The 13,240-nt window shown below is 62.7% G+C and carries 13 protein-coding genes; 10 read left to right on the top strand and 3 right to left on the bottom strand.

The window, feature by feature from the left end; genetic code table 11:
- A partial coding sequence (locus EN993_RS20920) for a GGDEF domain-containing protein (protein ID WP_164757739.1) occupies nt 1–615 on the top strand: 615 nt, incomplete at its 5' end.
- Between the two features lie 127 nt (nt 616–742).
- Here EN993_RS20920 and EN993_RS20925 read toward each other — a convergent pair.
- A complete protein-coding gene (locus EN993_RS20925; protein WP_126069500.1) occupies nt 743–2,575 on the bottom strand; it encodes an ATP-binding protein in 1,833 nt (610 codons plus the stop codon).
- Nucleotides 2,576–2,730: 155 nt separating this feature from the next.
- Between EN993_RS20925 and EN993_RS20930 the strand changes: the two genes are divergently transcribed.
- Genes EN993_RS20930 through EN993_RS20940 form a run of 3 tightly spaced genes read left to right on the top strand, consistent with a single transcriptional unit; the run spans nt 2,731 to nt 4,179 of the window.
- Entirely contained in the window at nt 2,731–3,294 is a 564-nt protein-coding gene (locus tag EN993_RS20930; protein ID WP_127264690.1) for an XRE family transcriptional regulator, read from the top strand.
- 4 nt (nt 3,295–3,298) lie between these two features.
- Nucleotides 3,299–3,607, top strand: coding sequence for a hypothetical protein (locus EN993_RS20935; protein WP_127264691.1), 309 nt, complete (start codon nt 3,299–3,301; stop codon nt 3,605–3,607).
- Nucleotides 3,608–3,651: 44 nt separating this feature from the next.
- The gene (locus EN993_RS20940) at nt 3,652–4,179 is read left to right on the top strand and encodes an N-acetyltransferase (protein ID WP_109668093.1); all 528 of its coding nucleotides are present in this window, start codon (nt 3,652–3,654) and stop codon (nt 4,177–4,179) included.
- 4 nt (nt 4,180–4,183) lie between these two features.
- On the opposite strand, the gene EN993_RS20945 is transcribed toward EN993_RS20940, so the two are convergent.
- Nucleotides 4,184–5,059: a LysR family transcriptional regulator gene (locus EN993_RS20945; protein ID WP_127264692.1), complete on the bottom strand. Its 876-nt coding sequence runs from the start codon at nt 5,057–5,059 to the stop codon at nt 4,184–4,186.
- Between the two features lie 121 nt (nt 5,060–5,180).
- On the opposite strand from EN993_RS20945, the gene EN993_RS20950 reads away from it, so the two are divergent.
- Nucleotides 5,181–6,332 carry a gamma-butyrobetaine dioxygenase gene (locus EN993_RS20950; RefSeq protein WP_127264693.1) on the top strand — a complete coding sequence of 384 codons (1,152 nt, stop codon included), beginning with the start codon at nt 5,181–5,183 and terminating at the stop codon, nt 6,330–6,332.
- Nucleotides 6,329–6,913, top strand: a complete 585-nt coding sequence (locus EN993_RS20955) for an HD domain-containing protein (protein WP_127264694.1) — start codon at nt 6,329–6,331, stop codon at nt 6,911–6,913. Before EN993_RS20950 ends, EN993_RS20955 begins: the two co-directional genes overlap by 4 nt.
- 85 nt (nt 6,914–6,998) lie before the next feature.
- On the opposite strand, the gene EN993_RS20960 is transcribed toward EN993_RS20955, so the two are convergent.
- Nucleotides 6,999–8,801 (bottom strand): NAD(P)/FAD-dependent oxidoreductase, encoded by a 1,803-nt coding sequence (locus EN993_RS20960; protein ID WP_127264695.1) that lies wholly within the window; start codon nt 8,799–8,801, stop codon nt 6,999–7,001.
- A gap of 505 nt (nt 8,802–9,306) precedes the next feature.
- Here EN993_RS20960 and EN993_RS20965 point away from each other — a divergent pair.
- From EN993_RS20965 to EN993_RS20980, 4 genes are all read left to right on the top strand, one after another.
- The gene (locus EN993_RS20965) at nt 9,307–11,088 is read left to right on the top strand and encodes an acetolactate synthase 3 large subunit (RefSeq protein ID WP_127264696.1); all 1,782 of its coding nucleotides are present in this window, start codon (nt 9,307–9,309) and stop codon (nt 11,086–11,088) included.
- Nucleotides 11,089–11,172: 84 nt separating this feature from the next.
- Entirely contained in the window at nt 11,173–11,745 is a 573-nt protein-coding gene (ilvN, locus tag EN993_RS20970) for an acetolactate synthase small subunit (protein WP_023757090.1), read from the top strand.
- Nucleotides 11,746–11,886: 141 nt separating this feature from the next.
- Nucleotides 11,887–12,483, top strand: coding sequence for a LysE family translocator (locus EN993_RS20975; RefSeq protein ID WP_127264697.1), 597 nt, complete (start codon nt 11,887–11,889; stop codon nt 12,481–12,483).
- Nucleotides 12,484–12,734: 251 nt separating this feature from the next.
- Nucleotides 12,735–13,240: biotin/lipoyl-binding protein (locus EN993_RS20980; RefSeq protein WP_127264698.1), on the top strand; the 506-nt coding region annotated here is incomplete at its 3' end.

A 13,240-nucleotide genomic window follows, 5' to 3' on the forward strand; every position in this document is an offset into this window, starting at 1 on the left:
CTCCTGGCCACTGCGCTGTTCTTCGGCATTTTCTTCATCTATCCGCTGATCCGAAAACAGGCGACGGAAGAAGGCAAGCTGCGCGCCATGACGGTTTCGCTGAGCGCCCGCTCGGAAACGCTCGAGCATGCGGCCCTGACCGACGGCCTGACCGGCATGCAGAACCGGCGCTATTTCGATGATGCGCTGAAGGAGTATCTCGAGGAGTTCAGGCGCATCGAAAAGCCCGTCGGGCTGATGATCCTCGATCTCGACCATTTCAAGCAGGTCAACGACACCCACGGCCATGACGTTGGCGACGAGGTGCTCAAGGCCGTCGCAAACTGTCTCAAGGATATGACACGCTACCACGACGTGGTGGCGCGATTGGGCGGCGAGGAGTTCGCCGTGGTCACGCCCAACATGGACGCCGAGCTTCTGGGCAAGTTTGCCGAGCGCATCCGCAAGGCGATCGCCAACATGTCGGTGCTGTCAGGCAATGTCCGCCTCAAGATCACCACCAGCGTCGGGCTTGCCGTCTGGGACCGCAAGGAGACTGCGGAAGAGTTCTATCGCCGCGCCGATCGCCAGCTCTACGAGGCGAAGAGGCAAGGCCGCAACCGCGTCTGCGCCTAAAATCCCGAAGAAGAATTCATGAGGCCGGTCGCCTGGCGCGGCTTTCTCGACTTCCGGTGCTCACGGACTAGATGTCCGCTCCGCTCCGGCTTCTCGGTCAGTCGGCAGAGGACTTGATGCTGCTGACCTAATCGTTTTGCGGGCGCAGGCCGAAGGTTGCGGGCTTGAGACCGTAGCGCATGTCGAAATCGTCGTCCGATGGTGCGCGCGTGGCGGGTGGCTTGCGGTAGTCGGGATCGCCCGCCTGGCGGCCTGAATCGACGACTTCCGCGAAGGCCATCGCCTGTTGCGTTGGTTTCGGCACGTTGCGCAGGCGTTCGACGATCGCCACCAGATCGACATCGTCGCCGGCTTTCGAAGAGGCGGCCTCTTCGCGCTTGGCCGTGCCGGGAAGCAGGTGGCTCGGCAGTTTTTCGAACTTCAGCCGCATGGTCGTCGCTACGCCTTCGCCAAAGGCGATGGCTTCGCGCTGGCCCATGGAGGACAGGAAGGCAAGCGACGAGGCGGAAGAGTCGGCAATCGCCGAGCGGATGATCGCCTGGTCCTGCTCATTGGCGAGCCGCATGGCGAAGAAGGTCGAACATTGCGACAGGATGGTCGGGTCGAGTTCTCCAGGGCGCTGGGTGACGACGCCGAGATAACAGCCATACTTGCGGCCTTCCTTGGCGATGCGCGACAGCGCATGCCTGGTCGGCGCGAAGCCGAGACGCGGGTCGGCCGGCATATAGCGGTGCGCTTCTTCGCACAAAAACAGAAGCTGCAGCTTGCCTTCGCTCCACAGAGCGAGGTCGAAGGCCAGGCGCGCCAGCACCGAACAGACGGAATTGACTACTTCGGACGGCATGCCGGCCATCTCGAAGCAGGTCACCGGGCGACCATGATGCGGCACGCGGAAGATGTTGCCGATCGTCTCGTGGATAGTGTCCTCGATCAGGCGCGAGTTGAACATGAAGCGGTAGCGTGGGTCGGCAGCTGCCGATTCGATGCGCGTCTTCAGCGATCGGAGCGTCGGGCGATCGGTTTTGCTTTCGAGCATGCCCATCCGCTCATCGATCTGCTTGAGGAGGTCGGCGATACGGTAAGGCACCGGTGTATCGGCGGTCAGCGCATCGCTGCCGCGCCGCAGATAGGCGCCGGAATTCGGATTGCGGTAAAGGTTCTTGGCGGCCGGAATGAGGTCGCGCAAGGCATCGATTTCTTCGGGCTCGGTCTCACGGCCCCGAAACAGCACCTCGGCGAATTCCTCCAGCGTGAACATCCAGAACGGAAGATCCAAGGTCTTGGAATCGACCCTGACGCAGTATTCGGGCAGCGACGCCGCGAACTCATTGTGCGGATCGAGGATCAGGATGCGCAGGTCGGGCCGTGCCGCGATCGACTTGCGCAGCAGCAGCGAGACGGCGGTGGATTTGCCGACACCGGTGGTGCCGACAATGGCGAAGTGACGCGCCAGCGTATCGTCGATGGCGATGTTGGCGGCGATCGTCTCGTCCTGCGCGAGCGTGCCGATGGTGATCGAATGACGCCCGGCGAGATCATAGACCGCCTGCAGGTCGCGGGTGCGGATGCGATGCGCAACGGCGCCGATATGCGGATAGGTTGTGATGCCGCGATCGAAGACCGGTCTGGCGCCGGGCTCTGCACCATCACGCACTTCGCCGATCAGTTCGATGCTGACCTCGATCGCGTTCTGGCCCTCATTGCTCCAGGCGCGATCCGACTTGCCGATCTCGTAGACCAGGCCGACGGTTCGCGTGGATCCAAGATTGATGGAAATCATCTTGCCGACCGTCCACAGGCCGGTCACCGCGCCGTCGACATCGTCCGCATAGGCGCTGATGGTGGCACGCGCGCCGTCGCATTGCACGACATTGCCAAGGATGCGTCTGTCGTTCTGCTCGGCGTTGCGGCGCTCCTGAGATGTCGGTTCCCCAACGGAGGCTTCGCGTTCGACATACATGGACAGGCCAATCCCCATTTCCCCTGGAGTATCGACCCTACAGGAATGGGGTTAAGGCCCGATGAGGTTGGATGGTGTAGAGAGGATTAAGGAGCCCGAGAAAATTGTCGCGAGGCGGCTCTTTTCCCACATCCATATTTCGCTATAATAGATGTATGGATGATATAGCGAACGATATTTCCTCGACGATCGGCCGAAGGATACACGCCGAAAGGATCATGCGGGACTGGTCTCTGGCCGAACTTGCCGAGCGTTCTGGCGTCTCGAAGGCGATGCTGAGCACGATCGAGCGCGGCAAGACCAGTCCGACTGCGGCTCTTCTGGTGCGCATCGCGTCTGCCTTCGGCATGACGCTGTCAACCTTGATAGCGCGCGCGGAGTTGCAGGGCGGCGGACTGCTGCGCGAGGCCGACCAGCCGGTGTGGCGCGATCCCGATACCGGCTATGTCAGACGGCACCTTTCGCCGGCTTCCGACATGCCGCTCGAGCTGATCAGGGTGCAGCTGCCGGCGGGCGCCAAGGTCAGCTTCCCGGCCGCCTCCTACGCCTTCATCAAGCAGCAGATATGGCTCATTTCCGGGCGGCTCGAATTCGTCGAGGGCGATGTGGTGCACGGGCTCGAACCAGGCGATTGCCTGGCGGTTGGAGCGCCGTCGGACTGCACCTTCCATGCCCTGGAGACCGGTGCCGACTATCTCGTCGCGCTGGTCAGGGGCTGACATCATGGCGAGAAGACCAAAGCGCTCCCACAATGGGGGGCCGCCTCTCGATGAGTACAAGGGGCCGCCATGGGGCAAGGGCGATCCCTACATATTCCTTGCCTGGCAGGCCGCCCATGCCAAGGCGTGGAAGGCTCCGAGCCGCGAGGTCATGCTGCTGCGCATGGGCAGAGCCGAGCGGCTTGGCCTGACCTATGAGGAGTACACGCTCGAGATTCTGGAGCGCGGGCGGCATCTCAGGGAAGAAGACACCGAACGCATCAGCGCCATCAAGGCGGCGCGAAAGCGACGCCGCGTGCGTCATCTGGACTGACGGCAATGTGCTCGCATCTATCGCAATCACAGGACATCCTGCACATGAACTCGATCGAGATCGGAACCCTGACCCCGGCTGCTGGGATGCAGGACATGCTGGCCGAATTGCTGGTCGCGACGGTGGCGGCCGGCGGATCGGTGAGCTTCATGCATCCGCTGGCGCCGCAGGCAGCAAGGGCGTTCTGGGAGAAATCGCTGGCAGCCGCGGCGAGAGGGGAAAGGACGGTGCTTGGCGCTTGGGACGGCGAGGTCCTGGTCGGCACCGTGACCTTGCTGCTCGACTGCCCGCCCAACCAGCCGCACCGGGCCGAGATCGCCAAGCTGATGACATCAGTCGGTTGCCGGGGCCGGGGTGTGGGAACGCGCCTGATGCGGGCCGCTGAGAGCCTCGCCATCGAGAAGGGACGCACGCTGCTGGTTCTGGACACGGCGACTGAGGAGGGCGCTTCAGGCCTCTATGAGCGGTTGGGCTTCACGCTGGCCGGCGAGATACCGGACTATGCCCTGAAGCCGCATGGCGGGTTGACCGGCACGCTGATCTACTGGAAGCGGATCGGGCCAATCTCGTAGCCAGTCATGCCGACGCGGAGAGGCGCGACAGCAGCCAGTTGCGAAAATCCTGCTCGGCACCGGTCAGGCGGGCAGTCGACGCCTTGGTCAGAAAATGCCCCGATGTGCTGGAGAGTTCGAAGTCGGAAAGCCTGACCAGCGTCTTGCTGTCGAGCGCCGCATCAACCAGTGGCCGCGAGCCCAGCAACACTCCGGCGCCAGCGCTGGCCGCTTCCATGGCGGCGACGAAACTGTCGAAGCGGTGCGATCGCCTGGGGTGGCCGGCCATCCCGGCGGCGGCGAACCATTCCGCCCACATCTCGCGTGCGCCGGCAACCAGAAGCAGCGGCAGGGAGGTCCAGTCTGCGTCAGCGGCCAGGCCCGGCGCCGCCACCGGCACGAGCCGCTCGGTGGTCAGCCTGTCGGCTTCGCGGCCGGGAAAGGATCCGTTGCCGAAGCGGATGTCGAGCACGGAGCCCGGCAAGTCGTAGTCGGCAGGGCGATGGATCGTCACCAGGTCGAGCTGGACGCGCGGCGCCTTAGCCAGATCGGGCATTGCCGGAACCAGCATCAGCAAGGCAAAGGAGATCGGCGCCCGGATGGTCACGGTCTGGACGGCGCGGGGTTCGAAAAGTTCCGCGGTGCTGTTGCCGATGGTGGCGAAGGCCGACTGGATGTGAGGCAGGTAGGCCGCACCCTCCGGCGACAGCGCGACGCCGCGCGCCAGCCGCGAAAACAAACGTGTCTGCAGCCGCTCCTCGAGAAACCGGATGTGCTGGCTGACGGCCGCCTGAGTGAGGCCGAGTTCGGCTGCCGCCGCGGTGAAATTCGACAGCCGCGCCGCGGCCTCGAAACTGCGCAGCCAGTCGAGGGGAGGCAGGGGTGAGTTTGTTCGAGCCATTAGTGTACTACGGTCATTGGCCAAAAAATGATAATTTGAATTATGCCTGTCGCGCGGCCAACGTGCAATCGAAACCCTGCGGATCGGGCTGCGGGGACGCAATGGACAGGAACGGATCTCCATGCTCACCCACGCGCTGATCGGCGACGAAGGCAAAACAATCGAACTTGGCTGGAAGGACGGGTCGCGTACCCGCTTTCATGCCGTGTGGCTGCGCGACAATGCGCTCGACGACAAGACGCGCAGCGCCGGCAATGGGCAACGGCTCATCACTATCCTCGACATTCCCGCCGACACCAGGATCAGCGCGGCGTCGATCAAGGGCGATGCCCTGGAGATCAGCTTCGTGCCCGAGCAGAAAACGGTGAGTTTCCCAGCGGCATGGCTGAGCGCCAACACCTATGATCGCGGCGAGGCCCGCCGGCCCGGCTGGACAGGCGAGGGCACCGCCCGATGGACCAAGGCCACCATGCAGAATTCGGTCCCGCGCGCCGGTTATTCTGCCGCCAGCGGCGACCAAGCCGTCTTGCGGCAATGGCTGTCGGCGGTGAAAGCCTATGGCTTCGCGGTGATGGACGATCTGCCCACCGAATCCGGAGCGCTTTGCAAAGTGTCCGATCTGTTCGGCTATATCAGGGAGACCAATTACGGGCGCTGGTTCGAAGTGCGCGCCGAGGTCAATCCCAGCAATCTCGCCTACACGAATCTCGGCCTCCAGGCGCACACCGACAATCCCTATCGCGACCCGGTGCCGACACTGCAGATCCTGTCCTGTATCGAAAATACGGTTGAGGGTGGCGAGTCCAGTGTCGTTGACGGGTTTGCCGTTGCGGCCGCGCTGCAGGCTGAGAACCCCGAAGGCTTCCGGCTGTTGAGTTCATGCCCGGCGCGCTTCGAATATGCCGGCTCTTCCGGCGTTCGGTTGCAGGCAAAGCGGCCGATGATCGAGCTCGGACCCGACGGCGAGCTGATCTGCATTCGCTTCAACAACCGTTCGCTGGCGCCGACGGTCGATGTGCCGTTCGCCGACATGGAGGCTTACTACGCCGCCTATCGCCGGTTCGCAGAACTGATCGAGGATCCGTCCTTCGAAGTGACGTTCAAGCTCGAAGCGGGGCAGGCGTTCATCGTCGACAACACGCGCGTCATGCATGCCCGCAAGGCGTTTTCCGGCACCGGCAAACGCTGGCTGCAGGGTTGCTATGCCGACAAGGACGGCCTGCTGTCGACGCTCGCGGCGATCGAGCACGGGTTCAAGGAGGCGGCGGAATGAGCGGCCAGGACCTGAACGCGGACACGATCGTCGAGTTCATCGCCGACATCTTTGAGCGCCGGGGCGCGGAATCCTATCTCGGCGAACCCGTCACCATGTCGGAGCACATGCTGCAGGGCGCCTGGTTCGCCGAGCAGGACGGCGCGCTCGACGAACTGGTCGCGGCGGCCCTGCTGCACGACATCGGCCACTACACCAGCGAGTTCGGCACCTATTCGCCAGAGGATGTCGAAGACAAGCATCATGACGAGGCTGGTGGCGAGGTGCTGGCGCCGTTCTTTCCGCCTGTCATCGTCGAATGCGTCAGGCTGCATGTCGCGGCCAAGCGCTATCTCTGCGCCACCGACCCGACCTATTTCGGCAAGCTCTCGCAGGCCTCGGTGCATACGCTGTCGCTGCAAGGCGGACCGATGAGCGCCGAGGAGGTGGCCGAGTTCCGCAAGAACCCGTTCCACGAGGAAGCGGTCCGAGTCCGCATCTGGGATGAGAGCGGCAAGATCGCCAACATGAAGACGCGGACGTTTCGCGATTACGTGCCGCTGCTGCAGCGGGTTGTCAGCGACTTTCGCGATCGCGCCTGACGGCGGGCATAAGCTCGACACCTGTTCATATGCATGCTGGAGGCGCGGCATTCGCCGCACCTCCCTTGGTGCCTTGTCCGGTTGACTATCCCTTGTGGTGGACCTGCTGCAGCCCGTAGACCGGCGTCGCGATGCCTTCGTGCCGCGCCTTCAATTGCAGCGACAGGAATTGCGAATAGTGGCGTGACTGGTGCAAATTGCCGCCGTGGAACCACAGCGCTTCCTGTTGCGTCGGCTTCCACATGTTGCGCAACTCGCCTTCCCAAGGGCCGGGATCCTTGGTGGTGTTCGAGCCGAGGCCCCAGCATTTGCCAACCTTGTCGGCGGTTTCGCGCGATATCAGATCGGCGGCCCAGCCATTCATCGAGCCGTAGCCGGTGGCGTAGACGATGAGGTCCGCAGGCAGTTCCGATCCATCGGAGAGCAGGACCGAATGCTCCTTGATCTCTTTGACGTCGACGCCGCTCTTCAGCTTGATCGAACCATCGATGACCAGTTGCGAGGCGCCGACGTCGATGTAATAGCCAGAGCCGCGCCTGAGGTACTTCATGAACAGGCCGGACTCGTCGTCGCCCCAGTCGAGCATGAAACCGGCCTTTTCCAGTCCCTTGTAGAATGCCGCGTCGCGCTTCTTCATCTCGGCATAGGCCGGAATCTGGAACTCGTGCAGGATTTTGTAGGGCAGCGAAGCAAAGATCAGGTCGGCCTTGGCCGTGGTGATGCCATTCTGCAGCGCCTGCTCCGAATAGAGCGAACCCAGGCCGATTTCCATCAACGTGTCGGATCTGGAGATGTGGGTACTCGAGCGCTGCACCATGGTGACGTCTGCACCGGCTTCCCAAAGTGCGGCTGCGATGTCGTGGGCGGAATTGTTGGAACCGATAACGACGGCCTTTTTGCCGGCATAGGCGTCGGGGCCGGGGTGCTTCGAGGAGTGATGCTGGTCGCCCTTGAAACTCTCCATGCCCTTGAACTTCGGCAGATTGGCCTTGCCGGACTGTCCGGTGGCCAGCACCAGCTGCTTCGGCTTCAGGGTGATGTCCTTGCCGTCGCGGTGGACGACGACAGTCCATTCCTTCTTCTCGTCGTCATAGGAAGCGCTCTTGGCCTCGGTCGAGGACCAGTAGTTCAGCTCCATCACCTTGGTGTACATTTCCAGCCAGTCGCCGATCTTGTCCTTGGGCGAGAAGACCGGCCAGTTCTTCGGGAAGTCGATATAGGGCAGATGGTCGTACCAGACCGGGTCATGCAGGCAGAGCGACTTGTAGCGTTTGCGCCAGCTGTCGCCAGCCCGCTCGTTCTTCTCGATGATGATGGTCGGGAGGCCAAGCTGCCGCAGCCGCGCGCCAAGCGCGATGCCGCCCTGGCCGCCGCCGATGATGACCGTATAGGGCTGTGTCTTGAAGCCGAGCTCGGCGGCTTCCTTCTCGCGTTCTTCCTTCCATGTCGGACGGTTCTTACCAGAACCATGTTTGGCGCCCATCGGCCGCGCGAAGCCCGCCGGCTCTTCGTGACCTTTCAACTCGGTCATGGTGGTCAGCAGCGTCCAGATCTTGCCGTCCTTCAGCCTGATATGACCGAAGCCGCGCGCCACCTCCGTCTCGAAGCTGATCCAGCCCTCGATCAACCCACCGCTCTCGGTCGCGTCCTCGCCCTTGGCGATGGCAAAGTGTGACGGCCTCGTTTTCGACAACTGGCTTTTCAGCATGTCGCCGACCTGGTCGCGGCCTTCCATGGTCTTGATGTTCCAGGTGAAGGTGACGAGGTCGCGCCAGTAGCAATCCTCCTGAAAGCAATCGACCGCTTTCTCGATGTCATTGGCGGCCAAGGCGGCGCCGAATTGGTCGAGCAGGTCGGACAGTTTCTTGCTAGGGGCCTTGTCGAGCATCAGGTTTCCTCCCGTAAAATCCAGATCGTCATAGTGGTTCCGCCGGACTTGCCGGCCGGAAAGCCAAGTATCGGCAGAGATGACGGCCCTCGTCACGCCCCACCATAGTTTCAAGCGGTTTCAAAGGCTTATCTTAAGAGCACGATTCCGGACCCGGTTCGGGGGCGCCCTTGCGGTGACGATGGAAGTGATGCTCCGACATCCATGATGTCGGGAAGGATGCGGCGTCCGTCGCGCGATCGTGATGGCCATTTGCCGAGCCATGAAGTGTCTTCATCGCCGGCGCGATTTTTCCCGTTGACAGGCCGCCTTTCCCGCCCTTAGTGTCCGCCACCATGAAAACGGCACTCATTCTCGTAGGAAAGCGCGTGGGCAAGGCGGTGTAACCGCCGGGCGAAAACCCCCCATGCGCAAGACACAGGCTCCCTCGGGGGCCTTTTTTATTGCCCGAAACACGACTAAACGACCAGCAACGCCCAAATGGCGACAGTACGGGACCAGACCGATGAGCAACGGACAGAACGAGCGGCGCGAAATGACGGGCGCCGAAATGGTGGTGCAGGCGCTGAAGGACAATGGCGTCAAACATGTCTTCGGCTATCCGGGCGGCGCTGTCCTTCCGATCTATGACGAGATCTTCCAGCAGGACGAGGTCGAGCACATCCTGGTGCGCCACGAGCAGGGCGCGGGCCATGCGGCGGAAGGCTATGCGCGCTCGACCGGCAAGGCCGGCGTGATGCTGGTGACCTCCGGCCCCGGCGCCACCAATGCGGTGACGCCGCTGCAGGACGCGCTGATGGATTCGATTCCGCTGGTCTGCCTGACCGGGCAGGTGCCGACCTCGCTGATCGGCTCGGACGCGTTTCAGGAATGCGATACGGTCGGTATCACGCGCCCCTGCACCAAGCACAACTGGCTGGTGAAGGACGTCAACGAACTCGCCGCGACCATCCACGAGGCTTTCCATGTCGCGACCACCGGCCGCCCCGGCCCGGTCGTCGTCGACATCCCGAAGGACGTGCAGTTCGCCAAGGGATTCTACGTCCCGCCGCAGATCGCGCCGCGCACCAGCTACCAGCCCAAGGTCCAGGGTGACCTGGACAAGATCAAGGCGGCGGTCGAGCTGATGGCGGGCGCCCGGAAGCCGATCATCTATAGCGGCGGCGGTGTCATCAATTCCGGCCCGGAAGCGAGCCATCTGCTGCGCGAACTGGTCGATCTCACCGGTTTCCCGATCACCTCGACGCTGATGGGCCTCGGTGCCTATCCGGCATCGGGCAAGAACTGGATGGGCATGCTCGGCATGCACGGCACCTATGAAGCCAACATGGCCATGCATGACTGCGACGTGATGATCTGCATCGGCGCGCGTTTCGACGACCGTATCACCGGGCGGCTGACCGCCTTCTCGCCGAACTCGAAGAAGATCCACATCGACATCGATCCGTCGTCGATCAACAAGAATGTCCACACCGAGGTGCCGATCATCGGCGATGTCGGCCGGGTGCTGGAGGATATGGTGCGGCTGTGGCGGGCGAGCGCCAAGGCCGACAAGAAGGCGCTCTATCCCTGGTGGGAGCAGATCGCCAAATGGCGCGCGCGCGACTCGCTCGCCTACAAGATGAACAACGACGTGATCATGCCGCAATACGCCATCGAGCGGCTCTACGCGCTGACCAAGGATATGGACACCTACATCACCACCGAGGTCGGCCAGCACCAGATGTGGGCGGCGCAGCACTATCATTTCGAGAAGCCGAACCGCTGGATGACGTCGGGCGGGCTGGGCACGATGGGCTATGGCCTGCCGGCGGCGCTCGGCGTGCAGATCGCGCATCCCGACGCGCTGGTCATCGACATTGCCGGCGACGCTTCAGTGCAGATGACGATGCAGGAGATGAGCGCTGCCGTTCAGCACAATGCGCCGATCAAGATCTTCATCTTGAACAACCAGTATATGGGCATGGTGCGGCAGTGGCAGCAGCTGCTGCACGGCAACCGGCTCTCGCATTCCTACACTGAAGCGATGCCGGACTTCGTCAAGCTGGCCGAGGCCTATGGCGGCCACGGCATTCGCTGCGAGAAGCCGGACGAACTGGACGACGCGATCAAGGAGATGATCTCGGTGAGGAAGCCGGTGCTGTTCGATTGCCGCGTGGCGACGCTCGCCAATTGCTTCCCGATGATCCCGTCGGGCAAGGCGCACAACGAGATGCTGTTGCCCGACGAGGCGACCGACGAGGCGGTGGCCAACGCCATCGACGCCAAGGGCAGGGAACTGGTGTAGCCAGCCGAGCCGAAGCAGGGCTGTCGCGAGAAGCCGTGCGCAAACAGAGAATTAGCTCAAGAGCTTGAAATCGAGATTCATGTCATGAACGCACAGCTACAGCCGACCGGTTCCGCCTATTTCATCGCCAAGGAAACGGAAAAGCCGGAAAACCACACGCTTTCCGTGCTGGTCGACAACGAGCCGGGCGTGCTTGCCCGGGTCATCGGCCTGTTTTCCGGGCGCGGCTACAACATCGAGAGCCTGACCGTCTCCGAGACCGAACATGAAAAGCACCTGTCGCGCATCACCATCGTGACGCGCGGCACGCCGCATGTGCTGGAGCAGATCAAGCATCAGCTCGAGCGCATCGTGCCGGTGCACCGCGTCGTCGACCTGACCGTGCGTTCGCATGAATCCGGCCAGGAGCGGCCGCTGGAGCGCGAACTGGCACTCGTCAAGGTTGCCGGCACCGGCGAGGCCCGCGTCGAGGCCCTGCGGCTGGCCGATGCGTTCCGCGCCAGCGTCATCGATGCCAACACCGAGCATTTCATCTTCGAGATCACCGGCAAGGGCTCCAAGATCGACCAGTTCATCGCCATCATGAAGCCGCTCGGCCTGGTCGAAATCTGCCGCACCGGCGTGGCGGCGTTGAACCGCGGCCCGCAGGCGATGTAGGGCTTCGGCGGTTAGCGCCCCGAACCGGGGGCTGACGCCTTCGAAAAAGGGGGAGGCTCCTGGCCTCGCTGTGGGCCCGCCTGTGGCCTTTGCGCGGTCGCCGGGAAGAGACAATAATGCTGACTTATCAGGGAGGATATCATGTCGCTTGATGCATTCCTTGCCCTGCTTGTCTACGCCTTCGTGACGTCGATCACGCCCGGGCCGAACAATCTCATGCTTCTGGCATCGGGCGTGAATTTCGGTATCGTCAGATCGGTTCCGCACATGCTGGGCATCAGCATCAGTTTCCTGGTGCTGCTGGTCGCCGTGGGCCTCGGACTCGGCGCTGTGCTGACGGCGTTCCCGGCGCTGCACACCGGATTGAAGATCGCCGGCGGCGCCTATCTGCTCTATCTTGCCTGGAAGATCGCCATGTCGCGCTCGCTTAGCGGCAAGGGCGAGGTGAAGGCGCAGCCGATGCGCTTCATCGATGCGGCGGCGTTCCAGTGGGTCAATCCCAAGGCATGGGTGATGGCGATCACCGCCATGGCCGTCTACACCAATCCGGAGCATCCATTCCTGTCGGTGGTGTTGATCGCCGTGGCCTTCACCATCGTCAATTTGCCGAGCGTCTCGGTGTGGGCGGGTTTCGGCACCGCACTGCGCGGTTTCCTGTCGGACCCGGTGCGGCTGAAATGGTTCAACATCGCCATGGGCGTACTGCTGGCGGCGACGCTTTGGCCGATGCTGAGGTAGGCCGTGGGGCGCACCGTCTGATCGTCGAAAGACAGGATCCGAAGTCTAGGCGTACTGTCCGGATCGGGAGCCAGGCCGCATTGCACAACCATTGTGCAGTGCACATTAAATCTTCGTAATGCCGTCTTTTGGCCCTTTTCCGACAAAGGTGTGTCCTATCTATTCTAGCGCAAATCGCGGCAACGGGCCGTGATTTGCGCTAGAATAGAACCATCGGACCACGACGTGTCGGGTGGAGAGAGCCTTTGACCATGCGTGGAAAAGTCGTTCTTTCGTTGCTTGCCGTCGCTTGTCTGGGCGCGGCGGGGTGGCTTTATCTTTCGCCTGATGCGCTGGGCAAGGTTCAACAGCTGTTCGGCGCAAAGCAGGTGGCCGCGTCGGACAAACCGGCTGCTGGTTCGGACAAGAAAGCCGCCAGCGTGGCGCGCTCGGCCTCCATTCTTTCGGCCGTCGCCTCTACAGCCGATTTCCCGATCCGGCGTTACGCCATCGGCTTCGTCTCCTCTCCCGCCGTCGTCAATATCAATGCGCGTGTGTCCAGCCAGATCGTATCGATCGACGTCAAGGACGGGCAGATGGTGAAGACCGGCGACGTTCTGTTTTCGCTCGATGACCGTGCGCTGAAGGCGCAGCTTGCCAAGGACCAGGCGACGCTCGCCAAGGACCAGGCGATGCTCGCCAGCTCGCAGTCCGATCTCCAGCGCGCCAAGGATCTGGTCGCCAAGCAGGCTGGCACACAACAGACCTACGACCAGGC

The organism is Mesorhizobium sp. M7D.F.Ca.US.004.01.2.1 (assembly GCF_003997785.1).
Classification (GTDB): domain Bacteria; phylum Pseudomonadota; class Alphaproteobacteria; order Rhizobiales; family Rhizobiaceae; genus Mesorhizobium; species Mesorhizobium loti.

Bases quoted from the DNA above. Each gene is read 5' to 3' on its own strand.
- EN993_RS20925 (WP_126069500.1), bottom strand. From the start codon at position 2,575: ATGTATGTCGAACGCGAAGCCTCCGTTGGGGAACCGACATCTCAGGAG.
- EN993_RS20930 (WP_127264690.1), top strand. From the start codon at position 2,731: ATGGATGATATAGCGAACGATATTTCCTCGACGATCGGCCGAAGGATA.
- EN993_RS20935 (WP_127264691.1), top strand. From the start codon at position 3,299: ATGGCGAGAAGACCAAAGCGCTCCCACAATGGGGGGCCGCCTCTCGAT.
- EN993_RS20940 (WP_109668093.1), top strand. From the start codon at position 3,652: ATGAACTCGATCGAGATCGGAACCCTGACCCCGGCTGCTGGGATGCAG.
- EN993_RS20945 (WP_127264692.1), bottom strand. From the start codon at position 5,059: ATGGCTCGAACAAACTCACCCCTGCCTCCCCTCGACTGGCTGCGCAGT.
- EN993_RS20950 (WP_127264693.1), top strand. From the start codon at position 5,181: ATGCTCACCCACGCGCTGATCGGCGACGAAGGCAAAACAATCGAACTT.
- EN993_RS20955 (WP_127264694.1), top strand. From the start codon at position 6,329: ATGAGCGGCCAGGACCTGAACGCGGACACGATCGTCGAGTTCATCGCC.
- EN993_RS20960 (WP_127264695.1), bottom strand. From the start codon at position 8,801: ATGCTCGACAAGGCCCCTAGCAAGAAACTGTCCGACCTGCTCGACCAA.
- EN993_RS20965 (WP_127264696.1), top strand. From the start codon at position 9,307: ATGAGCAACGGACAGAACGAGCGGCGCGAAATGACGGGCGCCGAAATG.
- ilvN (WP_023757090.1), top strand. From the start codon at position 11,173: ATGAACGCACAGCTACAGCCGACCGGTTCCGCCTATTTCATCGCCAAG.
- EN993_RS20975 (WP_127264697.1), top strand. From the start codon at position 11,887: ATGTCGCTTGATGCATTCCTTGCCCTGCTTGTCTACGCCTTCGTGACG.